The 25,331-nt window shown below is 67.4% G+C and carries 17 protein-coding genes and 3 rRNA genes; 4 read left to right on the forward strand and 16 right to left on the reverse strand.

Translation table 11 applies throughout. The features are described from left to right. Positions 1-81: 81 nt before the first annotated feature. Entirely contained in the window at positions 82-456 is a 375-nt protein-coding gene (locus tag ACSYGO_RS10400) for a PRC-barrel domain-containing protein (protein WP_028800503.1), read from the forward strand. On the opposite strand, the gene ACSYGO_RS10405 is transcribed toward ACSYGO_RS10400, so the two are convergent. The 13 genes from ACSYGO_RS10405 to ACSYGO_RS10465 all read right to left on the reverse strand — a co-directional run bounded on the left by ACSYGO_RS10405 (position 375) and on the right by ACSYGO_RS10465 (position 16,771). Beyond that, entirely contained in the window at positions 375-1,838 is a 1,464-nt protein-coding gene (locus tag ACSYGO_RS10405; protein WP_460386544.1) for a DNA polymerase IV, read from the reverse strand. The genes ACSYGO_RS10400 and ACSYGO_RS10405 overlap by 82 nt on opposite strands. Positions 1,839-1,940: 102 nt before the next feature. Further along, positions 1,941-2,615 (reverse strand): MerR family transcriptional regulator, encoded by a 675-nt coding sequence (locus ACSYGO_RS10410; RefSeq protein ID WP_426678819.1) that lies wholly within the window; start codon positions 2,613-2,615, stop codon positions 1,941-1,943. A 241-nt stretch (positions 2,616-2,856) separates the two neighbouring features. Then, positions 2,857-3,330 carry a bifunctional nuclease family protein gene (locus ACSYGO_RS10415; RefSeq protein WP_006123076.1) on the reverse strand — a complete coding sequence of 158 codons (474 nt, stop codon included), beginning with the start codon at positions 3,328-3,330 and terminating at the stop codon, positions 2,857-2,859. Positions 3,331-3,416: 86 nt separating this feature from the next. Further along, complete coding sequence (gene ftsR / locus ACSYGO_RS10420; RefSeq protein WP_432172243.1) at positions 3,417-4,172, reverse strand: transcriptional regulator FtsR; 756 nt, start codon at positions 4,170-4,172, stop codon at positions 3,417-3,419. A 42-nt stretch (positions 4,173-4,214) separates the two neighbouring features. After that, a complete protein-coding gene (locus ACSYGO_RS10425) occupies positions 4,215-5,183 on the reverse strand; it encodes an FHA domain-containing protein (RefSeq protein ID WP_345658238.1) in 969 nt (322 codons plus the stop codon). 61 nt (positions 5,184-5,244) lie between these two features. After that, a complete protein-coding gene (locus ACSYGO_RS10430; protein WP_460389697.1) occupies positions 5,245-6,057 on the reverse strand; it encodes a DUF881 domain-containing protein in 813 nt (270 codons plus the stop codon). An 836-nt stretch (positions 6,058-6,893) separates the two neighbouring features. Beyond that, positions 6,894-7,226, reverse strand: coding sequence for a small basic family protein (locus tag ACSYGO_RS10435; protein WP_003988855.1), 333 nt, complete (start codon positions 7,224-7,226; stop codon positions 6,894-6,896). Next, positions 7,223-8,125: a DUF881 domain-containing protein gene (locus ACSYGO_RS10440; RefSeq protein ID WP_426678822.1), complete on the reverse strand. Its 903-nt coding sequence runs from the start codon at positions 8,123-8,125 to the stop codon at positions 7,223-7,225. Before ACSYGO_RS10440 ends, ACSYGO_RS10435 begins: the two co-directional genes overlap by 4 nt. An 89-nt stretch (positions 8,126-8,214) precedes the next feature. Further along, a complete protein-coding gene (locus ACSYGO_RS10445) occupies positions 8,215-10,710 on the reverse strand; it encodes a sugar phosphate nucleotidyltransferase (RefSeq protein ID WP_426678823.1) in 2,496 nt (831 codons plus the stop codon). A 116-nt stretch (positions 10,711-10,826) separates the two neighbouring features. Beyond that, on the reverse strand, positions 10,827-11,435 hold the full coding sequence (locus ACSYGO_RS10450; protein ID WP_345658240.1) for a CDP-alcohol phosphatidyltransferase family protein: 609 nt from the start codon (positions 11,433-11,435) through the stop codon (positions 10,827-10,829). A gap of 167 nt (positions 11,436-11,602) precedes the next feature. Then, positions 11,603-11,719, reverse strand: a 5S ribosomal RNA gene (gene rrf, locus ACSYGO_RS10455). A 90-nt stretch (positions 11,720-11,809) separates the two neighbouring features. Next, positions 11,810-14,929, reverse strand: a 23S ribosomal RNA gene (locus ACSYGO_RS10460). Between the two features lie 316 nt (positions 14,930-15,245). Next, positions 15,246-16,771 (reverse strand): 16S ribosomal RNA (locus ACSYGO_RS10465). The 16S, 23S and 5S rRNA genes sit together here, the layout of an rRNA operon. A 594-nt stretch (positions 16,772-17,365) precedes the next feature. On the opposite strand from ACSYGO_RS10465, the gene ACSYGO_RS10470 reads away from it, so the two are divergent. After that, complete coding sequence (locus tag ACSYGO_RS10470) at positions 17,366-17,815, forward strand: PTS sugar transporter subunit IIA (RefSeq protein ID WP_426681778.1); 450 nt, start codon at positions 17,366-17,368, stop codon at positions 17,813-17,815. Positions 17,816-17,892: 77 nt separating this feature from the next. Further along, positions 17,893-19,563 carry a phosphoenolpyruvate--protein phosphotransferase gene (ptsP, locus tag ACSYGO_RS10475; protein ID WP_426681777.1) on the forward strand — a complete coding sequence of 557 codons (1,671 nt, stop codon included), beginning with the start codon at positions 17,893-17,895 and terminating at the stop codon, positions 19,561-19,563. A gap of 68 nt (positions 19,564-19,631) precedes the next feature. Here ptsP and ACSYGO_RS10480 read toward each other — a convergent pair whose 3' ends face one another. Together ACSYGO_RS10480 and ACSYGO_RS10485 are read right to left on the reverse strand one after the other, a co-directional pair. Then, positions 19,632-20,525: a hypothetical protein gene (locus ACSYGO_RS10480; protein WP_460386546.1), complete on the reverse strand. Its 894-nt coding sequence runs from the start codon at positions 20,523-20,525 to the stop codon at positions 19,632-19,634. A gap of 22 nt (positions 20,526-20,547) precedes the next feature. Then, positions 20,548-21,756, reverse strand: a complete 1,209-nt coding sequence (locus ACSYGO_RS10485) for an MFS transporter (protein WP_460386547.1) — start codon at positions 21,754-21,756, stop codon at positions 20,548-20,550. Positions 21,757-21,867: 111 nt separating this feature from the next. Here ACSYGO_RS10485 and ACSYGO_RS10490 point away from each other — a divergent pair, with 111 nt between their 5' ends. After that, positions 21,868-23,187 carry an aminotransferase class I/II-fold pyridoxal phosphate-dependent enzyme gene (locus ACSYGO_RS10490; RefSeq protein WP_460386548.1) on the forward strand — a complete coding sequence of 440 codons (1,320 nt, stop codon included), beginning with the start codon at positions 21,868-21,870 and terminating at the stop codon, positions 23,185-23,187. Here ACSYGO_RS10490 and ACSYGO_RS10495 read toward each other — a convergent pair whose 3' ends face one another. Further along, complete coding sequence (locus ACSYGO_RS10495) at positions 23,188-25,164, reverse strand: acetoacetate--CoA ligase (protein WP_460386549.1); 1,977 nt, start codon at positions 25,162-25,164, stop codon at positions 23,188-23,190. Positions 25,165-25,331 lie beyond the last annotated feature (167 nt).

A 25,331-nucleotide genomic window follows, 5' to 3' on the forward strand; every position in this document is an offset into this window, starting at 1 on the left:
ACACGATCCTTCGAGTGGCCGCCTGCCTGAATGTGCTCTTTTGTAGTGCTTACGGATGAGTTGCGACCAAGTGGAGGGCACGTGCAGACCGACATCGATCCGCGCAACCTGATCGGCCGCAAGGCGTTCGACCGCAATGGCACCAAGATCGGCACGATCGACGAGGTGTACCTCGACGACGCGACCGGTGTTCCGGAGTGGGCGGCCATACGCACAGGCCTCTTCAGCAGGGACGCTTTCGTGCCTCTGGAGCCCAGTGAACTCGTGGAAGGGGCCCTGCGCATCCCCTTCGACCGGGCCCTGATCAAGGACGCTCCCGACTTCGGCGTGGGCCGGCACCTCTCGCCCGAGCAGGAGCTCCAGCTCTACCACCACTACGGACTCGACGTGGCGGCCCCCTCCCCGCCTCCGCCGGACCGTGACTTCGGCAAGGTCGCGGGCTCGGACGAGCCCTGACCCGGATGCTCCAACGCGTCCGGGGAAACCACCGGAGCGACCAGGGGCAGCGGATCGGCCGGCTCCAGCCCGGGGTCGTCGGTCCGGAACGTCTTGACCCGCCCCGGCGCGGAGTAGGGCGTCTCGAACCGCACCGTGACCCGCCCCAGGCCGCTGCCCTGGACCCAGCCGTGCCCGTGCTCGGCATGCCGCACGTCGTGCCCGGCGGGCCACCGGCGCTCGGCGGGCGCGTCCGGTGACGCCCCGGACTCGCGCGACCCCTCGTCTGCGGGGTGCGCCTGGCCGGGGGGCTCCTCCGCCGCGGCATGGGCCTGCGCCTGCGCGAACAGGTCCTCCTGCGTGTAGTCGGCGAGCCCCGAGACCCCGACCCCCAGCAGCCGCACCCCACCGGTCGTGTCCACGGCCTCCAGGAGCCGCGCGGCGGCCTCCCGCACGACCGCCGGATCGTCCGTGGGCCCCCGCAGCGTCTCGGACCGGGTGAGCGTCGAGAAGTCGTACCTCCGCACCTTCAAAACGATGGTCCGCCCCGACAGCCCCGCCCCGCGCAGCCGCTGCACGCAGCGGTCGGCGAGCCGCTGCACCTCCAGACCGACCCGCATCCGGTCGTGGATGTCCACGTCATAGGTGTCTTCGACCGAGACGGACTTCGTCTCCCGCTCGGCGACCACGGGCCGCTCGTCGTGCGCCAGCGCCATCGCGTACAGCGCGTGTCCGTGCGCCTTCCCCAGCAGCCGTACGAGCTCGTCCTCGCCGGCCTCGGCGATCTCCTCGACCGTGGTGATCCCGGCCCGCCGCAGATGGTCTCCGGTCGCGGGGCCCACGCCGGGCAGCGTCCGCACCGACATCGGCCCCAGCAGCGCGCGCTCGGTGCCGGGCTCTATCAGGACCAGTCCGTCGGGCTTGGCCTGCTCGGAGGCGATCTTCGCGAGCATCTTGGACGCGGCGAGGCCCACCGAGCCCGTGAGTCCGGTGACGGCACGGATGTCCGCGCGCAGCTTCACCCCGGCGCGCCGTGCGGAGCCCTCGTCCCAGGCCGCGTCTCCCGCTTCCAGGTCCACGAAGGCCTCGTCCAGGCTCAGCGGCTCCACCAGGGGCGACAGGGCCCGCAGCAGCGCCATCACCTGCTCGCTGACCTCCTTGTAGAGGCCGAAGCGGGGCACGAGATACGCGGCGTTCGGTGCGAGGCGGCGGGCCTGGGCCATGGGCATCGCCGAGTGGACACCGAAGACCCGGGCCTCGTACGACGCGGTGGCGACGACTCCGCGCGGTCCGAGCCCGCCCACGACGACCGCTTTCCCGCGCAGGCTCGGCTTGGACGCCTGTTCCGCCGAGGCGAAGAAGGCATCCATGTCGAGATGCAGGATCGTGGGCGCGGTTCTCACATGTCCGATGCTGCACCACGCCACTGACAATGCCCCTGCGCGGCCCGCCGCCCACGGGACGGCCCGCGAAGCGGCACGCCTCTCACGGGGACGCCCAGCGGGTCACACAGCCCGGTTGCGCCGCCGTGCCAGCTCGTCCGCGGGATTGTGCCCGACGAGCGTCTCGCCGGTGTCCACACGCTCTCCGTGCAGCTGCGACAGGGCGCCTTCGACGTCCCGCCACACCACTCCCACGGCGATCCCGAAGACTCCCTGGCCGCCCTGGAGCAGCGCGTGGACGTCGTCGGGCGAGGTGCACTCGTAGACCGTCGCGCCGTCGCTCATCAGCGTCATCCGCTCCAGGTCCCGGAAGCCGCGCTCCCTGAGGTGCTGGACCGTGGTGCGGATGTTCTGCAGCGACACACCTGTGTCGAGGAACCGCTTGACGATCTTCAGGACGACGACGTCACGGAAGCTGTAGAGCCGCTGCGTCCCGGATCCGTAGGCGGGCCGCACGCTCGGCTCGACGAGCCCGGTCCTCGCCCAGTAGTCCAGTTGCCGGTAGGTGATGCCCGCGGCGGCACATGCCGTGGGACCGCGGTAGCCGATCTCCTCGGTAACGGCCCCTCCCTCGTCCGGGACCGCCGTCGGCCGCATCGGAGCGTGCTCGCCCGTGCTGCCGTGGTCGGGATACCCCCTGCTCGAGCGGAGCCGAGCGCTGGTGGGAGGGTACGGGCCGCTCTCCCCCGGACCGTGTCCGGGGGCACCCCCAGCCGTACCGTCGCCGCTGTTTCTCACGCCGACCTCCGTCCTTGACCTGCCTTCTCGACGGTAGGCAGTCACCACGGGTGCGTCAACGATCGCCACACTCGGCACGCCGAGTGATAATCACCCTAAGAGTGGTTTCTCGTGCCCCACCGCGGGGAAAGGCTAGCCGAATGCTCGCGGCCCGGGCCGCGGCGCACCACACTGGCCACGGGCAATTGCCGCCGGGACCGGCGCGCCTTCGCGGACACCACCGACGAGCGGTCGCGGGGCCTCACTGGCTGTTGGTGCCGAAGTCCTCGGGCGAGATCTGGTCGAGGAACTCGCGGAACTTCTCGACCTCGTCCTCCTGCTCGTCCGGGATCGCGATGCCGGCGTCGTCGAGCACGCCGTCGCTGCCGTAGATCGGCGTCCCGGTGCGCAGTGCCAGCGCTATGGCGTCGGACGGCCGTGCGCTGACCTCGACCCCGCTGGCGAAGACCAGCTCCGCGTAGAAGACGCCCTCACGCAGGTCCGTGATGCGTACCTCGGTGAGCTCCTGGCCCACGGCCTCCAGCACGTCCTTGAACAGGTCGTGGGTCAGCGGTCGCGCGGGGGCCATGCCCTGCTGGGCGAAGGCGATCGCGGTCGCCTCCCCCGGTCCGATCCAGATGGGGAGGTACCGGTCGCCTCCCACTTCACGCAGAAGCACGATCGGTTGGTTGGAGGGCATTTCGACCCGGACACCTACGACATCGAGCTCGTTCACACAGCAACCCTAGGCCGTGCCCGGGACGTTTGGGTAGTCGGGCACAGAACGGGTGGACGATCCGGAGCCCCGGCCGGCGCCCCGGTTCAGGGCAGTCGTACGCCCAGCGCGGTCTGCACGAGCGCCGCGTGCAGCTTCACCGTGAGCCCCGCGAGCTCCTTCGTACGGGCCTCGGCGTGCGCCCGCGTCTGCGGGTTGCGATGGCGCCGCAGCGGGGCCACCACCTGGTCCACGAGCCCTGCGTCACGCTCCGCGGCGGCCTTCATCGCACGCAGGTGACGCGGCTCGATCCCGAACCGCCCCAGCTCGACCACCAGCGTCGCGACGGTCACCGCCTCGGCGTCGTACACGCCGTCCGCCAGCGGCGCGATCAGCCCGTACGACTCCCACTCCGCCAGGTCCCGCTCGTCGATCTCCGCTGCGGCCAGCAGCTCGGCACGGCCCACACGGGCCGCCGTGGGCGCCTCGGGCTCGCCCAGGAAGTCGCCCAGGGGTTCGCCGTCCCCCGCGTCGCGCTGACGGCCCACGGACGGCAGACGTACGGGCTCACCGCGCTCCAGGGCCTCCAGGTGCTCGCGGATCACCTTGAGGGGCAGATAGTGGTCCCGCTGCATCCTCAGGACGTGACCGAGGCGCTCGACGTCGTGGGCGCTGAACTTGCGGTACCCCGAGGGAGTCCGCCGCGGCTCGACGAGCCCCTCCGACTCCAGGAACCTGATCTTGGAGATGGTGACTTCGGGGAACTCGTCGCGCAGTGCGTTCAGGACCACGCCGATGCTCATCAGCCCACTGTCCGTGGCGGCGGTACCGCTGCCGGCACCGCCGCTCGGTGTTTGAAGCATGGACCTTCCCTGGGGTCCCCCCTGACCGAGTCTGGGGGAGGGTCAGATGGCCCGCTGGCTCGCGTAGAAGACCAGCCGGTACTTGCCGATCTGCACCTCGTCGCCGTTCGCCAGAGCGACCTGGTCGATCCGCTCGCGGTTGACGTACGTGCCGTTCAGGCTGCCGACGTCGGCCACCGTGAACGAGCCGTCCGCCGCGCGACGGAACTCCACGTGGCGACGCGACACCGTCACGTCGTCCAGGAAGATGTCGCTCTGCGGATGACGCCCCGCCGTGGTCAGCTCACCGTCCAGCAGGAAGCGGCTGCCCGAGTTCGGGCCGCGGCGCACCACCAGGAGCGCCGAGCCGAGCGGCAGCGCGTCGACGGCCGCCTGCGCCTCCGGGGAGAGCATCGGCGACGGCGTCTGCCCCGTCACCTCGGCGTCGTAGGCCTCGATGCCGGAGATGGAGATCGTGGACGTCGTCTCGGACGGACGCTCGGCGCCGCCCCGCAGCGGCGCACCGCAGTTGGAACAGAACCGGCTGTTCTCCGCGTTGCGGTTACCGCACCTCGTACACACCAGGGCCATGGACGGATCCTCCTGCCGCGGCTGCCCACCGGGGGCATGGGACGCATACGGGTCGGAGGCAAACCCTCCACCCGCACTTGAGGTCGACGGATCCCCGAAACCTATGCGGCCGGACTGGGCAGGGTCAACAGACGGCGCGCCCTGACCACCGGAAATGTCACCGCCCGGACCAGCGACCTGGTCACGGAACAGCGGGCGGTCGCCGCCATGGGCCTCCGCGTCTCCCTGGCGCGGTGCACGGTGCCGGGCGGTGGCGTTGTCACCACTGCCCTCTCGCGCGCTCTTGCCGAACAACTTCGCAAACAACTTCACGGGCGATTCCCCTTGACCGAAACAGACCCGCCCGTGGGGCAGGACGAACCCTGATTGAACACACCGGTCGACCCGGACATCCTCACAACGTCCGTATCCACCAGACAGTTTCCACCACGCACCACCCAATCGGTGCGCCGACCCCCCGCAACCTCATGCCCTCGCCGGACGACCCTCATGCAACCCCGGCTCACTGGGAGGACGACCGAGCGTAGTCAGGCCGCTTCGCCGGTCGCAAGGCGTCCACCACGATCTTGGTCGCACGGTCCACCGTCACGGTGGCCTGCTCCTTCTCCAGTGTCTGCACCACACCTCCGGGGATGTTCAGCGCCGGCTCCAGATCCTGCGGCTTGCCGATGACCTTGAAACGATAGGGCTGGGCGATCTTGTTCCCGTCGACCTTCACTCCGCCGTCGGCATCGCTCAGGAAGGTGTCGGCGACGACGCGTACGCCGTTCACCTGGATCGCCTCCGCGCCGGCCGCGCGCAGCTCCTGGACCGCGTCGAGCAGCATGTCCGCCTTGACCGTCCCTTTCGCGTCGTCGATCGTCACGGTGATGCCGGGCCCCTGCGCCGCCACGGTGCCCGCCAGAATGCCGAGTTGCTTCTCCTTCTCGACCGTCTGCTTGCGGGCCTCCTCGGCCTGGTTCGAGCTGTTCTCCAGCTCGGTGCGCTGATCTTCGAGACCCTGCTTCTCGTCCTCAAGACGCTGAGTTCGGTTGTCGAGTTCATCGAGGATGCGTACGAGATCTTCCTGACGTGCTCCGCGCAGGGCGCTGCCGCTGTCGCTGTTGGAGGCGACCTGGACGGCGAGACCGAATCCAAGGCCGAACAGCAGCAGGGCGACGATGAGTTGGGCACGCGAGACACGCGGCGGCCACAGTCCGTCGACCAGGCGCTGACGTCCGGTCATCGAAGGCTCTGTGCCCTCTTCGTCCGGATGTGAACCGGAATTTCCGGAACGGGCCGCGGCGGGTACTTCTTGGGGAAGTTCCTTGCGCAGCCGGTTCTCCGGAGCACCGGGCGGCTGAACGTTGCGCGGGGGCTCGGAGTTCCTGGACGCCTGAGGGCCTTCGAAGGGACGGGCGGCCTGCGGCGGCCGCCCCGACGGCGACTGCGACGGCTGCGTCGGACGCGACTGCCGGCCGGGGTGGGGCTGCTGTACGGGACCCGGCCGCTGCGCAGGGCGGGGCTGTTGCGCGGGACCAGGCTGCTGCATGCCCTGGGCCGACCGAGCCGGGTGCGGGGGCCGACCAGCCTGTCCCGGCTGCACCGGACGCCCGGGCTGAGCACCCTGAGGGGGGCGGACCGGCTGCGACTGCCTCGGGCCCTGAGCCGGCCCACCCGGCTGCTGCGGCTGGGCGCCCGGCATCGGCCGCGCGGGCTGCGGCGGCTGGGCGCTCTGCGTCGGTCCCGCGGGCTGCGGCGGCTCCGCGTCCTCGGGCAGCCGGAAGTGCTGAGAGGGCCGAACAGGATGAGTCGGCTGGGCAGGCCGAGGCGACTGGGGCATCCGGGGCTGCTGGGGAGCCTGCGGCGACGTGGGCCTCTCTGCCGGCCTCCGGTCCTCCGCACGCCCCTGGTTCCCGGAGGAAGCCTGGTTCTCGGAGGCAGCCTGGTTCCCGGAGGAAGCCTGGTTCCCGGAGGAAGCCTGGTTCTCGGAGGAAGCCGGGTTCTGGGCGGGCCTCCGCCCCTCGGGGGACCTTGGGTCGGCCGCAGAGCTGGTGTCCGCGGCGGGCCTGCGCTCCTCGGGCGGGGTCCGGCCCTCGACGGGCCGCTCGCTCTCGGAGGGCCTCGCGTTCTCGGAAGCCTGGGGGTTCTCGTCCTCGTTGCTCATCGGCCTCACGCCCGGAACACGTGCCGACGGATCGCCGCGGCGTTGGAGAAGATGCGGATGCCGAGGACGACCACGACACCCGTGGAGAGCTGCGCGCCGACGCCCAACTTGTCGCCCAGGAAGACGATCAGCGCGGCCACGACCACGTTCGACAGGAACGACACCACGAAGACCTTGTCGTCGAAGATCCCGTCGAGCATCGCCCGCAGACCGCCGAACACGGCGTCGAGCGCCGCCACGACGGCGATCGGGAGGTAAGGCTCGACGACCGCCGGAACCTCGGGCCGGACCAACAGTCCAGCCACGACTCCCACGACGAGGCCCAGTACGGCGATCACGATGTGCCCTTCTCTGTGCTCGGCTGTGCTGTACGTACGATCACACTCGGTGCGGCGGACAACCGGATGTCGTCCTCGACGGAAATGCCGGTCCGAATGCCGTAGTTCTCCTGCAGCGCATGCAGGTACAACCCGTCGGCGCTGTTCTGGAACCTGGTGCTGAGGCGCTTGCCGTCCCCCACCGCGAGCACCGTGTACGGCGGCACCAGCGGCTTGTTGTCGACCAGTATCGCGTCTCCCGCGGCACGGATCGCCGACAGGGCTGTCAGACGCTGTCCGTTGATGGAGATGGCCTCCGCGCCCGACTCCCACAGGCCGTTGACGACGCGCTGCATGTCACGGTCGCGGACGCGTCCGGTGTCGGAGAACCCGGAGGTCTCGCGCGGGTTCCCGCCGCCCCCCGTACTGGCTTCCTTGGCGTCGTTCACGACGAGCTTCACGCCGGGGCCGTGCACATCGGTCGCGCCCGACAGGATGCTCACCAGGTCGGCCTGGTCACCACCGCTCTTCTTGAGCGCCTCACGCTGCCGGGCGTTCACGTCGGCTCGCAGGGAGTCGACGGTGCTCTCCAGCTCGTCCGCGGTCCTGGTCTCGCGTTCGACCCGGTCGATGAGCTCCTGGCGTTCCTTGGCGACGACCGGGGCGGCTATGCGTGCGTTCGCCGCGCCCACGGTGACCACGAGAGCCGCGAGGACGAGGCCGGCGGCGAGCCCCAGCTTCGCCCGGACCGTCTTCGGCATGCCGCCGGCGTCCTCGGCCTGCTTGCGGGCGGCAGCCTCGGCGTATCCGTCGTCGAGGCTGTGGTCCATGACGTTGGTGAGCAGCGACATGGAGGCGTCCGGGCGCGAGGGGCGTGGAGCGCTGCTCCGAACGGGGGGCTGCTGCGGCATGCCGCACATCGTCGCACGTCGCGGGTGCTACCTCCGAATGGCCCCACCGACGTGCCGGACAGGCCCCCTTGGGGGCACTTGTCCGGCACGCACGCGTGCTAACGGCCGGCGCTGTCCACGACCGCCGCCCACTCGTCGAGCAGGGCCTCCGCGGAGGCGTCGTCCGGGCCTTCGGCCCACAGATGTGTGACGGCCTCGGCGGGGTCCGGGAGCACCATCACCCAGCGCCCGTCGGTCTCCACGACCCGTACGCCGTCAGTGGTGTCCACGAACCGGTCTCCGGCCTCCTCCACGACACGGCGCATCACGAGGCCCTTGACGGCCCAGGGAGTCGCCAGGTCACGCTTGAGGACGTGCGCCCGCGGAATCCGCGCGTCGATCTGGCTGAGGGTGAGCTGGGTCCGTGCCACGAGCCCGATGAGCCGTACGAAGGCGGCCGCGCCGTCGAACACGCTGCTGAACTCGGGGATGATGAAGCCGCCGCGCCCGTCGCCGCCGAAGATCGTCGACTCTTCGCCGCCGACCCGTGTCAGGTCGTCGGGCGACGTGGTCGTCCACTCCACCTGCGTGCCGTGGTACGCGGCCACCTGCTCGGCGATCCGCGTGGTCGTCACCGGGAGCGCCACGCGTCCGCTGCGCCGTTCCGCCGCCACCAGGTCGAGCATGACCAGCAGGGCGCGGTCGTCCTCGACGATCCGCCCCTTCTCGTCGACGAGGGAGAGCCGCTCGCCCACCGGGTCGAAACGCACCCCGAACGCGGCGCGGGCCGACGCGACGATCTCGCCGAGGCGCACCAGCCCGGCCCGCCGGGTGTCCGCCGTCTCCGTCGGCCTGGACTCGTCGAGACCGGGGTTGATGGTCAGCGAGTCGACCCCGAGCTTGCCGAGGAGGCTGGGCAGCACCAGTCCGGCGCTGCCGTTCGAGGCGTCCACGACGACCTTCAACCCGGATTCCGCGATCCCGGTGGTGTCGACGTTCCTCAGCAGTGATCCGGTGTACGAGTCGAAGACGCTGGCCGGGAAGTGCAGGTCCCCGATCTCACCGGGGAACGCGCGCCGGTACTCCTGTCGTGCGAAGACCCGGTCCAGCTTGCGCTGTCCGCCCTGCGACAGGTCGGCGCCCTGTCCGTCGAAGAACATGATGTCGACGGAGTCCGGGACCCCTGGCGTGGTGCGGATCATGATGCCGCCGGCACTGCCCCTGGCGGTCTGCTGCCGGGCCACCGGCAGCGGCACGTTCTCGAGGTCGCGTACGTCGATGGCGCTGGCCTGGAGTGCCGAGATCACCGCTCGTTTCAACGCCCGCGCGCCTCGGGAGTGGTCACGGGCCGTCGTGACCGTGGAGCCCTTCTTCAGGGTCGTCGCGTAGGCGCCGGCGAGACGCACGGCGAGTTCCGGAGTGATCTCCACGTTCAGGATCCCGGTGACCCCTCGGGCACCGAAGAGATGCGCCTGTCCCCGGGACTCCCAGATCACCGAGGTGTTGACGAAGGCGCCGGCCTCGATGGTCTTGAACGGGTAGACGCGGACGTTGCCCTGGATGATCGATTCTTCGCCTACGAGGCACTCGTCGCCGATGACGGCGCCGTCCTCGATCCGCGCGGCGCGCATGATGTCGGTGTTCTTGCCGACGACGCAGCCACGCAGGTTGCTGTGCGGACCGATGTACACGTTGTCGTGCACGACGGCCCGGTGGAGAAAGGCACCGCTCTTGACGACGACGTTGGAGCCGACCACGGTGTGTTCGCGGATTTCGGCGTTCGCCTCGACCTTGGCGTAGTCGCCGATGTAGAGCGGTCCCCGCAGTACGGCGTCGGGGTGCACCTCTGCACCCTCGGCGACCCACACGCCGGGCGAGATCTCGAAGCCGTCGAGTTCGACCTCGACCTTGCCTTCCAGGACGTCGGCCTGCGCCTTCACGTAGCTCTCGTGGGTGCCGACGTCCTCCCAGTAGCCCTCGGCGATGTAGCCGTAGATGGGCTTGCCTTCCTTCATGAGCTGCGGGAAGACGTCACCGGACCAGTCGACCGGCACATCGGCCTCGACGTAGTCGAAGACTTCGGGCTCCATGACGTAGATGCCCGTGTTCACGGTGTCGGAGAAGACCTGGCCCCAGGTCGGCTTCTCCAGGAAGCGCTCGACCTTGCCCTCTTCGTCCACGATGGTGATGCCGAATTCCAGCGGATTCGGTACGCGTGTCAGGCAGACGGTGACGAGCGCGCCCTTTTCCTTGTGGAAATTGATGAGCTCGGTGAGATCGAAGTCGGTCAACGCGTCACCGGAGATCACGAGGAAAGCGTCGTCCTTCAGCGCCTCTTCGGCGTTCTTGACGCTCCCGGCAGTACCGAGTGGCTTCTCCTCATTGGCATAAGTGAGCTCCATGCCGAGCTCTTCGCCGTCGCCGAAGTAGTTCTTGACGAGTGACGCCAGGAACTGAACGGTTACGACGGTCTCGCTGAGCCCATGCCTTTTCAGCAGCCTGAGCACATGCTCCATGATCGGGCGATTCGCCACGGGCAGGAGCGGCTTGGGCATGCTCGAGGTCATGGGGCGAAGGCGTGTGCCTTCGCCTCCGGCCATCACGACGGCCTTCATGTCGGAAGCGTCCTCCTTGAAGAGACGACGGTCTAGCCGACTTCACCCGTCCAGATTGTCCCGCAGATTTCGAGCGCGGGCCATCGGGGCGTCTTCGCCACCGAGTCGGGCCGAGCTCAATCGGCCATGGCGTCCGCCCTGACAAGCCGGCGGACCTGTACCACGTAGAGGACTCCTGCCCACCAGTACAGGGTTGTACCCCACCCTGCGAACGCCCATCCGAAAACGGCGGCGAGTGACGCGATCCATCCGCTTCCATCGCTCAGCAACAGCAACGGGAAGGCGTACATCAGGTTGAACGTGGCCGCCTTGCCGAGGAAGTTCACCTGCGGCGGCGGATAGCCGTGCCGGCGGAGGATGCCCACCATCACCAGGAGAACCAGCTCGCGCGCGAGAAGTGCGGCCGTCAACCAGAGGGGGAGAATCTCGCGCCAGGTGAGGCCGACGAGAGTGGACAGAATGTAGAGCCTGTCGGCGGCGGGGTCGAGCAGCCGGCCGAGACTGCTGATCTGGTTCCAGCGGCGTGCGAGCTTGCCGTCGAGATAGTCGCTGATACCGCTCAGCATGAGCACGAGCAGCGCCCAGCCGTCGCTCTTGGGGCCGCCGAACTCCGGCCTGAGGATCAGCCACAGGAAGACGGGTACGCCGACCAGGCGCGCCATGCTGAGGATGTTCGGGATGGTGAGGACCCGGTCCGTCTGGACGCGGGTCTCCTGGACCTCCACCCGGGGGCCTCCTGTGGGAAAAATGAGCCGATGATGCCCCCTGACCTTACCCGCAGCCTTCGAGCCGCGGCGCGGAGGGGGTGGAGCGCCGCCGACGGAAGCACTCCTGAACGCAAAAAAGCTCCGGCTCTCGGGCTGTGTGCCCAAGAGCCGGAGCTCCAATATTAGTTCGGCGGCGTCCTACTCTCCCACAGGGTCCCCCCTGCAGTACCATCGGCGCTGTAAGGCTTAGCTTCCGGGTTCGGAATGTAACCGGGCGTTTCCCTCACGCTATGACCACCGAAACACTATGAAACTGTCAACCGCACCATAGTCGTGGCCCGACTACGGGGTTGTTCGTGGTTTCAGAACCAACACAGTGGACGCGAGCAACTGAGGACAAGCCCTCGGCCTATTAGTACCAGTCACCTCCACGCCTTACGGCGCTTCCAGATCTGGCCTATCAACCCAGTCGTCTACTGGGAGCCTTACCCCATCAAGTGGGTGGGAGTCCTCATCTCGAAGCAGGCTTCCCGCTTAGATGCTTTCAGCGGTTATCCCTCCCGAACGTAGCCAACCAGCCATGCCCTTGGCAGGACAACTGGCACACCAGAGGTTCGTCCGTCCCGGTCCTCTCGTACTAGGGACAGCCCTTCTCAAGACTCCTACGCGCACAGCGGATAGGGACCGAACTGTCTCACGACGTTCTAAACCCAGCTCGCGTACCGCTTTAATGGGCGAACAGCCCAACCCTTGGGACCGACTCCAGCCCCAGGATGCGACGAGCCGACATCGAGGTGCCAAACCATCCCGTCGATATGGACTCTTGGGGAAGATCAGCCTGTTATCCCCGGGGTACCTTTTATCCGTTGAGCGACGGCGCTTCCACAAGCCACCGCCGGATCACTAGTCCCGACTTTCGTCCCTGCTCGACCCGTCGGTCTCACAGTCAAGCTCCCTTGTGCACTTACACTCAACACCTGATTGCCAACCAGGCTGAGGGAACCTTTGGGCGCCTCCGTTACCCTTTGGGAGGCAACCGCCCCAGTTAAACTACCCATCAGACACTGTCCCTGATCCGGATCACGGACCCAGGTTAGACATCCAGCACGACCAGAGTGGTATTTCAACGACGACTCCACAACAGCTGGCGCTGCCGCTTCAAAGTCTCCCACCTATCCTACACAAGCCGAACCGAACACCAATATCAAACTGTAGTAAAGGTCCCGGGGTCTTTCCGTCCTGCTGCGCGAAACGAGCATCTTTACTCGTAGTGCAATTTCACCGGGCCTATGGTTGAGACAGTCGAGAAGTCGTTACGCCATTCGTGCAGGTCGGAACTTACCCGACAAGGAATTTCGCTACCTTAGGATGGTTATAGTTACCACCGCCGTTTACTGGCGCTTAAGTTCTCAGCTTCGCCAAGACGAATCTTGACTAACCGGTCCCCTTAACGTTCCAGCACCGGGCAGGCGTCAGTCCGTATACATCGCCTTACGGCTTCGCACGGACCTGTGTTTTTAGTAAACAGTCGCTTCTCGCTGGTCTCTGCGGCCACACCCAGCTCAGAGTGCAAGACTCATCACCAGACATGGCCCCCCTTCTCCCGAAGTTACGGGGGCATTTTGCCGAGTTCCTTAACCATAGTTCACCCGAACGCCTCGGTATTCTCTACCTGACCACCTGAGTCGGTTTAGGGTACGGGCCGCCATGAAACTCGCTAGAGGCTTTTCTCGACAGCATAGGATCATCCACTTCACCACAATCGGCTCGGCATCAGGTCTCAGCCACAAGTGCGACGGATTTACCTATCGCACGGCCTACACCCTTACCCCGGGACAACCACCGCCCGGGATGGACTACCTTCCTGCGTCACCCCATCACTCACCTACTACAGATCTGGTCCGTCGGCTCCACCACTCCCCTTTGCCCGAAGGCTCCGGGGCGGCTTCACGGACTTAGCATCGCCTGGTTCGATGTTTGACGCTTCACAGCGGGTACCGGAATATCAACCGGTTATCCATCGACTACGCCTGTCGGCCTCGCCTTAGGTCCCGACTTACCCTGGGCAGATCAGCTTGACCCAGGAACCCTTAGTCAATCGGCGCACACGTTTCTCACGTGTGTATCGCTACTCATGCCTGCATTCTCACTCGTGAACCGTCCACCACTGCCTTCCGGCGCGGCTTCACCCGGCACACGACGCTCCCCTACCCATCACAGCGGGCGTTGGCCCTCTTGCTGCAATGACACGACTTCGGCGGTACGCTTGAGCCCCGCTACATTGTCGGCGCGGAATCACTAGACCAGTGAGCTATTACGCACTCTTTCAAGGGTGGCTGCTTCTAAGCCAACCTCCTGGTTGTCTGTGCGACTCCACATCCTTTCCCACTTAGCGTACGCTTAGGGGCCTTAGTCGATGCTCTGGGCTGTTTCCCTCTCGACCATGGAGCTTATCCCCCACAGTCTCACTGCCGCGCTCTCACTTACCGGCATTCGGAGTTTGGCTAAGGTCAGTAACCCGGTAGGGCCCATCGCCTATCCAGTGCTCTACCTCCGGCAAGAAACACACGACGCTGCACCTAAATGCATTTCGGGGAGAACCAGCTATCACGGAGTTTGATTGGCCTTTCACCCCTAACCACAGGTCATCCCCCAGGTTTTCAACCCTGGTGGGTTCGGTCCTCCACGACCTCTTACAGCCGCTTCAACCTGCCCATGGCTAGATCACTCCGCTTCGGGTCTTGAGCGCGCTACTAAATCGCCCTGTTCGGACTCGCTTTCGCTACGGCTTCCCCACACGGGTTAACCTCGCAACACACCGCAAACTCGCAGGCTCATTCTTCAAAAGGCACGCAGTCACGAGGCAAGCACAAGTGCTTGCCCGACGCTCCCACGGCTTGTAGGCACACGGTTTCAGGTACTATTTCACTCCGCTCCCGCGGTACTTTTCACCATTCCCTCACGGTACTATCCGCTATCGGTCACCAGGGAATATTTAGGCTTAGCGGGTGGTCCCGCCAGATTCACACGGGATTTCTCGGGCCCCGTGCTACTTGGGTGTCTCTCAAACGAGCCGCTGACGTTTCGACTACGGGGGTCTTACCCTCTACGCCGGACCTTTCGCATGTCCTTCGCCTACATCAACGGTTTCTGACTCGTCCTGTCGCCGGCAGACGACAGAAGAGAGATCCCACAACCCCCCAAGCGCAACCCCTGCCGGGTCTCACACGCTTGAGGTTTGGCCTCATCCGGTTTCGCTCGCCACTACTCCCGGAATCACGGTTGTTTTCTCTTCCTGCGGGTACTGAGATGTTTCACTTCCCCGCGTTCCCTCCACACTGCCTATGTGTTCAGCAGCGGGTGACAGCCCATGACGACTGCCGGGTTTCCCCATTCGGAAACCCCCGGATCAAAGCCTGGTTGACGACTCCCCGGGGACTATCGTGGCCTCCCACGTCCTTCATCGGTTCCTGGTGCCAAGGCATCCACCGTGCGCCCTTAAAAACTTGGCCACAGATGCTCGCGTCCACTGTGCAGTTCTCAAACAACGACCAACCACCCATCACCCCACTGGAAACCAGTGAGTGCACTGGGGCCGGCACTGAAGGTAGCCATACGGCCGTACCCTCAGACACCCAACAACGTGCCCGGCCGGAACCGTCCGGAGATCATGCTTTCCACGCTCCTAAGAGCAGTACTTGCAAGCCTCCGACCCGAGAAACCGGCCGAATAATCAACGTTCCACCCATGAGCAACCAGCATCGGACATTCGCCGATGTACTGGCCTCTGACCTCGTCCCGAAGGACTCGGTAAGAAGTGCTCCTTAGAAAGGAGGTGATCCAGCCGCACCTTCCGGTACGGCTACCTTGTTACGACTTCGTCCCAATCGCCAGTCCCACCTTCGACAGCTCCCTCCCACAAGGGGTTGGGCCACCGGCTTCGGGTGTTACCGACTTTCGTGACGTGACGGGCGGTGTGTACAAGGCCCGGGAACGTATTCACCGCAGCAATGCTGATCTGCGATTACTAGCAACTCCGACTTTATGGGGTCGAGTTGCAGACCCCAATCCGAACTGAGACAGGCTTTTTGAGATTCGCTCCGCCTCGCGGCTTCGCAGCTCTTTGTACCTGCCATTGTAGCACGTGTGCAGCCCAAGACATAAGGGGCATGATGACTTGACGTCGTCCCCACCTTCCTCCGAGTTGACCCCGGCAGTCTCCTGTGAGTCCCCATCACCCCGAAGGGCATGCTGGCAACACAGAACAAGGGTTGCGCTCGTTGCGGGACTTAACCCAACATCTCACGACACGAGCTGACGACAGCCATGCACCACCTGTACACCGACCACAAGGGGGACCCTGTCTCCAGGGTTTTCCGGCGTATGTCAAGCCTTGGTAAGGTTCTTCGCGTTGCGTCGAATTAAGCCACATGCTCCGCTGCTTGTGCGGGCCCCCGTCAATTCCTTTGAGTTTTAGCCTTGCGGCCGTACTCCCCAGGCGGGGCACTTAATGCGTTAGCTGCGGCACCGACGACGTGGAATGTCGCCAACACCTAGTGCCCACCGTTTACGGCGTGGACTACCAGGGTATCTAATCCTGTTCGCTCCCCACGCTTTCGCTCCTCAGCGTCAGTAATGGCCCAGAGATCCGCCTTCGCCACCGGTGTTCCTCCTGATATCTGCGCATTTCACCGCTACACCAGGAATTCCGATCTCCCCTACCACACTCTAGCCTGCCCGTATCGACTGCAGACCCGGGGTTAAGCCCCGGGCTTTCACAACCGACGCGACAAGCCGCCTACGAGCTCTTTACGCCCAATAATTCCGGACAACGCTTGCGCCCTACGTATTACCGCGGCTGCTGGCACGTAGTTAGCCGGCGCTTCTTCTGCAGGTACCGTCACTTTCGCTTCTTCCCTGCTGAAAGAGGTTTACAACCCGAAGGCCGTCATCCCTCACGCGGCGTCGCTGCATCAGGCTTTCGCCCATTGTGCAATATTCCCCACTGCTGCCTCCCGTAGGAGTCTGGGCCGTGTCTCAGTCCCAGTGTGGCCGGTCGCCCTCTCAGGCCGGCTACCCGTCGTCGCCTTGGTGAGCCACTACCTCACCAACAAGCTGATAGGCCGCGGGCTCATCCTTCACCGCCGGAGCTTTCCACCCGCCGAGATGCCTCGGCAGGTCGTATCCGGTATTAGACCCCGTTTCCAGGGCTTGTCCCAGAGTGAAGGGCAGATTGCCCACGTGTTACTCACCCGTTCGCCACTAATCCACCCCGAAGGGCTTCATCGTTCGACTTGCATGTGTTAAGCACGCCGCCAGCGTTCGTCCTGAGCCAGGATCAAACTCTCCGTGAATGTTTACCGGTAATCCGGTCGAACACCACGAGAGCGGAACCAAGGAGAGGAATGATCCCCTCGGTTCACAGCGTCCTCGCTGTGCGCCTGCCAGGCAGTGCCCGGCAGGACTTTTTCAAAGGAACCTCGCCCCAGCCGAATGACTGGAGACGGGGTATCAACATATCTGGCGTTGATTTTTGGCACGCTGTTGAGTTCTCAAGGAACGGACGCTTCCTTTGTACTCACCCGAGAGACTCTCTCAGGCTTTCCTCCGGGCGCTTCCCTTCGGTCTTGCGTTTCAAACTCTATCAGTGTTTTTCCGTCTCCCTGACCACCGTCCCGCAGACATGCGGAAGGGACCCCGAGATAGGATCTGACAAGTTGGGTGCTGCCAGGCAAGGACGCTTGGTGGCGTCGCTCGGCCCCGGGCAGGTCTACGACTCTACATGCGGGCCTGGAGCGGGCGCAAATCGTTTCCGCTGTGTCCTTCGGTCTCCAAGCGGGATCACTCGCGCGGAACCGCCACTTCATATGACATACCCTGCTCAACAGTGCGCCGTCCGGGACAGGCAGTGACGGCCCATATGAATCTCCACCCCTGGGAGGCTTCCCATGACCACCGTGACGTCCCCTATCGCAGGACGCGCCATCGGGCTCTCCGCGGTACCGGACCCCGTGTTCTCCGGAGCCATGGTCGGCCCCGGCATGGCGATCGAACCCGTCCGTGAGCCCGCCGAGGCTGTCGCGCCCGTCGACGGAGTCATTGTCTCGCTCCACCCCCATGCTTTTGTCGTCGTCGACAGTGAGGGCCACGGCGTCCTCACTCACCTGGGCATCGACACCGTCCAGCTCAACGGCGAGGGCTTCGAGCTCCTCGTGAACAAAGGGGACACCGTGACGCGCGGCCAGGGCGTCGTGCGCTGGAACCCGGCCGCCGTGGAAGAGGCCGGCAAGTCCTCGGTGTGCCCGGTCGTGGCCCTCGAGGCCACGGCGGACTCCCTCTCCGACGTCCGCGAGGACGGCGACGTGAAGCCCGGCGACGCGCTCTTCAGCTGGCAGTGACTTCGGCGCCGTCCAGCACGGCGGCTTGTACAACCACCGCGGCGGCGGAGCCCGCCGCACTATCGGAGACGGGTGAGATGGAGACAACGCTGCGAGGCGTCGGCGTGAGCCACGGTGTGGCGATCGGCGAGGTTCGGCACATGGGGACGGCGGTTCTCGAACCGCCTGCCAAGCAGATCCCGGCGGAGGACGCGGAGCGCGAACAGGGGCGTGCCCGCAAGGCCGTGGAGGCGGTGGCAGCCGATCTGATTGCGCGCGGCAATCTGGCGGGGGGCGAAGCCCAGGCGGTGCTCGAGGCGCAGGCCATGATGGCCCTGGACCCCGAGCTGATGGCGGACGTGGAGCGGCGGATCGCGGTTGGCAGCACGGCCGAGCGCGCGGTGTACGACGCGTTCGCCGCGTACCGGGCGCTGCTCGCCGGTGCCGGTGAGTACCTCGCCGGGCGCGTCGCCGACCTCGACGACGTGCGGAATCGTATCGTCGCCCGGCTCCTCGGCGTGCCGATGCCCGGTGTGCCGGACAGCGACGAGCCGTACGTTCTTATTGCGCGTGACCTCGCGCCCGCGGACACCGCGCTGCTCGACCCCACTCTGGTGCTCGGTTTCGTCACCGAGGAGGGTGGGCCCACCAGCCACAGCGCGATCCTGGCCCGTGCGCTCGGCGTCCCCGCCGTGGTCGCGCTGCCGGGTGCGGGTGAGCTCGCGGAGGGCACCGTGATCGCCGTGGACGGCAGCACCGGTGAGATCTTCGTGGAGCCGAGTGCCGAGAAGAAGGCGCAGATGGAGGCCGCGGCGGCGGAGCGCAGGGCGGCGCTCTCCGCGGCGACGGGTCCCGGTGCCACGTCCGACGGTCACAAGGTGCCGCTGCTGGCGAACGTCGGTGGTCCGGCGGACGTGCCGGCCGCGGTCGAGGCCGGTGCCGAGGGCGTGGGTCTGTTCCGTACCGAGTTCCTCTTCCTCGACGACAGCAAGAAGGCGCCGTCCGAGGAGAAGCAGATCGAGGCGTACCGCCAGGTGCTGGAGGCGTTTCCCGAGGGCCGTGTCGTGGTGCGGGTGCTGGACGCCGGTGCGGACAAGCCGCTCGACTTCCTCACCCCGGCCGACGAGCCGAACCCGGCACTGGGTGTGCGGGGTCTGCGGACGCTGCTCGACCACCCGGAGGTGCTGCGCACGCAGCTCAGTGCTCTCGCGAAGGCTGCCGAGGGGCTGCCGGTCTACCTCGAAGTGATGGCTCCGATGGTGGCGGACCGCATCGACGCCAAGGCGTTCGCGGACGCGTGCCGTGCGGCCGGGCTGCAGGCGAAGTTCGGTGCGATGGTGGAGATTCCGTCGGCCGCTCTGCGGGCGCGGTCGATTCTGCAGGAGGTCGAGTTCCTGTCGCTGGGGACCAATGACCTCGCGCAGTACACCTTCGCCGCCGACCGGCAGGTGGGTGCGGTGTCCCGTCTGCAGGACCCGTGGCAGCCGGCGCTGCTCGACCTGGTCGCGCTGTCGGCCGAGTCGGCGAAGGCCGAGGGCAAGAGCTGTGGTGTCTGTGGCGAGGCCGCCTCCGATCCGTTGCTCGCGTGTGTGCTGACCGGTCTCGGGGTCACCTCCCTGTCGATGGGTGCGGCATCGCTTCCTTATGTACGGGCGACGCTGGCCAAGTACACGCTGGCCCAGTGCGAGCGTGCCGCCGCTGCCGCTCGTGCCGCGGACACGGCGGAAGAGGCGCGGGCTGCGGCGCAGGCGGTGCTGTCCGGCGAGTAGCCGGTCCGCGTCGTCGACGATCGTCGTCCTCGGGGCGCTCCACCTGCGGGTGGGGCGCCCCTCGGCGTTCAGTGCGTGTGGCCGGTGGCTTCTCCTGCGTCCCCGAGGTCGGGGGGTACGCAGTAGTCGACGCCGGACTCCGGGGAGACGAGGTCTCCCGTGTCGGCGTCGGTGCAGTAGGCGTCGAAGACCTCTGCGGCGGTGAGGGGCTCCAGCCGTTCACCGCGCAGGCGCCATCCGTAGACCCGGTCGGTGGTGCCCGCGGCGGTGGTGCGCATGACGAGTCCGCCGGAGCTGCGGGTGGCGATGCCGAGGGCGAGCACGGTGGTGAATTCGAGGGCTTCCGACTCGTCGACGCGGTTCGCGGTGTCGGGGGCCTCGTCGGCCCGGAGCGCGGCCACGAGGGTTTCAGGGTCGGCCGAGACGCTGCAGACGAGGTGGAGGTGGCCGGGGCTCGCTGTTTCGAGGATGCGGGTGAGGAGCCGTGCGGCTCGGGCGAAGGCGGCGCGGCCGATGTCGACGCCGCAGGAGGCGCAGGCTCCGATGCGGGCGAGCAGTGTGGTCGCGTACTCCCAGGTGGCCTTGCGGACGGCCTCGTCGACGAGGGTCGGGACGAGTTCGTCGAGGGGCTGGCCTTCGTAGGGGACGGTGGCTCCGGTGGCGGCGAGTTCCGCGGTGAAGCGGGTGCGGCTGGCCGGGGTGTCGGGTTCGAGGCCGCTGGTCGCGCAGTACTCGGCGTACTCCTCGGGGTCGAAGAGGGCCACTGTGGTGTGGCTGCCCTGTGCGGAGAGGGTCCTGAGCAGGGACTCGATCTGCTGGAGATAGGTCGCGTGGTCGTCGAAGGCGAAGGTGCGGTACCGCCGCATCGCGGTGAAGTCCTCGTCGTCGGTCAGCAGGCCGATGGTGCCCGCGATTTCGCGGCGCAGGACGCGTCGCATGCGCTGGGCCTGGGTGTTGGTCATGTTTCCCCCTGTGCACAGTCGATCAATGCTCACTCACAGTAACCGGAGGCACTGACAATGCCGGTCGGGGAAGGCGTTCGCGCACGATGCGGTGCTGGAAGAGGCAGGTCACGGCGATGGTCGCGCCGAAAGCCGTCCAGCCGAGGGGGCCGGCGGCGATGGCCGCGGTGACGGCGAGTGGTCCGACGCTGCGCTGCGCGGACTGCGCCAGTCCGTGCACGCCGAGGTAGGCGCCCTGGGCGGTGGCGGGGGCGAGGGCGACGGAGAGTTCCCAGGAGACGGTCGCGTGGATCATCTCGGCCACGGTGAAGGCGATCGCGGCGCCGGTGAGGACCAAGGTCGTGGTGACGGCTCCGCCGGTGGTGGAGAGGGCCATGGCCGTGCCGCCGAGGGCGAACACGGCGGACAGGGGGATCAGCAGGGCGCGTGCCGCGGCCGTCGTGGCGCCGAAACGGGCCAGGGGGACCTGGAAGGCCACCACCATCACGTTGTTGAGGACCATGAGCAGGGGTGCGAGGCCGTGGGGTGCGTGGTCGGAGTGGGCGATCCACAGCGGCAGTCCGACCTTGAATACCGCGTCGTCGAGGAAGAGCACGGTGTCGCTGGCGACGTAGGTGAGGTAGGCGCGGTCCCGCCAGGGGCTTCGAGGTCGCTGGGTGGGGGCCGGGTTCTTCGACGTGGTGACGGTGCGGGTGGCGGAAGGAGGTTCGCCGCAGCGTGTGGTGACGAGGGCGACGGCTGCGAACGAGAGGGCGTCGCCGAGGAGGAGCCATCGGTAGGCGCCGGTGGTGCCGACGGCGAGGGCTCCGGCGGCGGCGAGGCCGCCGAGGGCCCATCCGGCGTTGGCGACGGTGCGGTTGACGGCCTGGTAGCGGACGCGGTCCGGTCCGGCGACGCGGGTGGCGTACAGCTTGGTGAGGACGTTGGCGGCGCGGTCGCCGAGGCTGCCGACGGCCGAGAAGGCCATCAGCAGGAAGTAGTTGTCGGTGGTGAGCAGGGCGACGGAGGCGAGGGCCCGCAGGATCTGGAGGGCGGTCAGTACGCGGGTGAGGGGCAGTCGGTCGGCGATGCGCCCGCCGAGGGGTGCGCCGGCGATGCCGACCGCTCCGGAGACGGCGACGAGGGTGCCGACCTGGGCCACGGACAGGTCGCTGACGTAGGTGAAGTACAGGACGGAGACGGAGGCCCACAGACCGCTTCCGGTCCGGTCGACCAGGGCGATCCAGAGCATTCTGCGGCCGTCTCGGCCTCCTGGGACGCGTGTCCACCATGCTGCGGTGCGGGGCGTCGCACTCACTGCTCCCCCTTGCCCGAGATTATGTATTGATACATACTTAGCAACGTGGCAACACAATATGGGATCAGTGGCGCGACGGCCAAGGGAATTGCGTCGTCCGTCGAACGAGGCGTGGCCGAGGGCGCGTTGGAGCCGGGGAGCGCGCTGCCTCCGGTGCGTCGCCTCGCCGACGACCTCGGTGTGAGTCCGGGCACGGTGGCGACGGCCTACAAGGAGCTGCGGCGCCGCGGCATCGTGACCACCCGCGGACGGGGCGGCACCGTGGTCGCCGCCGCTCCCGCGGTCGCCTCGCGGAGGCCGCCCAAGGTGCCGGACGGTCTTCGTGACTTGGCCGGCGGGCATCCGGACCCCGGACTGCTCCCCCGTCTCGTGCCGCCGTCGCGGCTCTCCCCCGGTGCTCGTTCGCACCGGTCCACTCCACGGCTGGCGCGCCTGGAGGACGCGGTGCGGGAGTGGCTGGAGCCCGACGGAGTGCCCACGGACCAGGTGACGTTCGCGCACGGCGCGCTCGACCTCATCGGGCGGCTGCTGTCCGTGGAGCTGCGGCCGGGCGACGGCGTGGCCATGGAGGACCCGGGCTATCACCATCTGCTGGACCTGGTCACCGCGTTGGGGCTGCGCACGGTGCCGGTCGCGGTGGACGACCAGGGCATGCGTCCCGAGGCGTTGCGCACCGCCCTGCGGGCCGGCGTCCGTGCGGTGGTGTACAGCCCGCGGGCGCAGAACCCCTACGGCGGGTGCTTCTCGGCGGAGCGCCGGGGCGCCCTGATCGACGTCGTACGGGAGCAGCCCGACCTGCTGGTCGTGGAGAACGACCACGCCTCCGCCGTCGCGGACGCGCCGTTGCGCTCACTGACGTCGGGCGGCCTGACGCGGTGGGTTCATGTGCGGACCGTCAGCAAGTTCCTGGGGACCGATCTGCGGTGGGCTGCGGCGGCCTGCGATCCGACGACGCTCGCGCGGCACGACGGCCGGATGCTCCTGACCTCTGGCTGGGTCAGTCACCTGTTGCAGGAGACGGTGTACGGGCTGATGACGGACGACGGCACGCGCGCGTTGGTCACGCGCGCCCAGGACGCGTACGGGCTCAGGCGGAGGGTCCTGGCGCGTGAGCTCGCCGAGCGGGGTGTGCAGGCCCACGGCGTGAGCGGAATGAACCTCTGGGTGCCGGTGCGGGACGAGTCGGCCGTCGTGAACGGTCTGCGGTCGCACGGATGGTGGGTCGCGGCGGGTGCCCGCTTCCGGATCACCTCCGCCCCCGGTGTCCGGATCTCGGTCGCGGAGCTCGAGCCCGCCGACGCGGCACGGCTGGCCTCGGACTTCGCCACCGTGCTGGGCGAGTCCGAGGCCACCTACGGGGGCTGATCAGACGCGCTTGCGGGCCAGGTCCTCGTAGAAGCGGAGCAGTTCGACGTTGTCCACGGAGCCGACGTTGACCGCCTTCTCCAGAGTGGCACCCTGGAGGAGGCGCTTGACGGGGACCTCGATGCGCTTGCCCGTGAGGGTGTGCGGCACTCCGGGGACCTCGATGACCTCGTCCGGGACGTGGCGCGGGGACAACTGCTCGCGGATCGTCTGCTTGATGCGGCCCAGAAGGGCTTCGTCGAGCACGGCACCGGGGGCGAGGTGGACGAAGAGGGGCATCCAGTAGCCGCCGTCGGGCTGCTCGACGCCGATGACGAGCGACTCCTTGATCTCGGGGAGGCGCTCGACGGCCTCGTAGATGTCGGCCGACCCCATGCGCACGCCCTGCCGGTTGAGCGTGGAGTCGGAGCGGCCGTGGATGACGACGGAACCGCGCGAGGTGACGGTGATCCAGTCTCCGTGCCGCCACACTCCGGGGTACGTGTCGAAGTAGCTGTCGTGGTAGCGGCTGCCGTCCGGGTCGTTCCAGAAGCGGATGGGCATGGACGGCATCGGATTGGTGACGACCAGCTCACCGACCTCGTCGACGAGGGGCTTGCCGCTGGGGTCCCAGGACTGGAGGTCGGTGCCGAGGCCCGGGGCCTGGAGCTCGCCGATGTGCACCGGCAGGGTGGGGACGGCTCCCGCGAAGCAGGAGCACACGTCGGTGCCGCCGCTGACGGACGCGATCCACAGGTCCGCCCCGGCCTCGGTGAACTCGTCGTGGAGCCAGCGGAACCCGTCGGGCGGCAGGGGTGACCCGGTGGTGGCGACGCACTGCACGCGCGTGAGGTCGAAGTCCCGGGCGGGGTGGACGCCCGCCTTGCGGCAGGCCATGACATAGGCCGCCGAGGTGCCGAAGAGGGTCGCTCCCGTGCGTTCGGCGATGCGCCACTGGGCACCGGTGTCCGGGTATCCCGGGCTGCCGTCGTACAGGACGACGGTGGTGCCGGTGAGCAGGCCGGAGACGAGGAAGTTCCACATCATCCAGCCCGTGGACGTGTACCAGAAGAAGCGGTCCTCGGGGCCCAGGTCGCAGTGCAGACCGAGCTGCTTGAGGTGCTCGACCAGGATGCCTCCCTGCGACTGGACGATGGCCTTGGGCAGGCCGGTCGTCCCGGAGGAGTAGAGCACCCACAGGGGGTGGTCGAAGGGCACCTGCTCGAAGACGGGGTGCACGTCGGCGGAGGTCAGCACGGACCACTCCAGGGCGCCCTCGGGTGCCTGGGTGCCGAGCAGCGGGATGTGCACGACGGCACGCAGGGTGGGCAGCTCGCGGCGCAGTTCGGCGACGGTGTCGCGGCGGTCGTGCTCCTTGCCGCCGTACCGGTAGCCGTCGACCGTGAACAGCACCACGGGTTCGACCTGCTGGAAACGGTCGAGGACGCTGCGGGCCCCGAAGTCGGGGGCGCAGGACGTCCAGACGCCGCCCACGGCGGCCGTGGCGAGCAGGGCGACGACAGCCTGCGGGATGTTCGGGAGGTAGCCGCTGACGCGGTCTCCGGGGCGTACGCCGAGGGCGCGCAGCTCCGCTGCCAGGGAACCGACCTGCCGGCGCAGCTCCGACCAGCTCACGGGGGTCGGCTCGTGCGTCTCGTCGACATGCAGGAGGGCCGGTTCGTCCGGACGGGTCTCCGCCGCGCGCAGGGCATGCTCGGCGTAGTTGAGAGTCGCTCCCGGGAACCACTCGGCGCCGGGCATCGAACGGTCGCCCAGCACGCGCGCGTAGGGGGTGGAGAACCGTACGTCGAACCATTCGGTGACGGATTTCCAGAAGGTGTCGAGCTCGTCCACCGACCAGCGGTGCAACGCCGCGTAACCGCCGTCGGCCGGCGCTCCGTGCTGCTCGGCCGCCCAGGCCTGGAACCTCGTGATCTGGGCTCGCGCGATGCCTTCCTCTGTGGGCTGCCAGAGCGGCGTGGCGTTCGCGGTGGACATGGGGCGGCTCCCGGTCTGTGCGCGTCGTGTGCGTCTGTCGCGCACGAGCGGGGGTGTGCGCGTCACGCGGCTGACACGGACGATGCCATGTGATCGACTTCAGCACCAGGGTGCGCCACACATAGTCAGCAACGTGAAGATGTGGCGTCGCCATGGGTGAACGGCAG

It is taken from the genome of Streptomyces krungchingensis, from assembly GCF_054729265.1.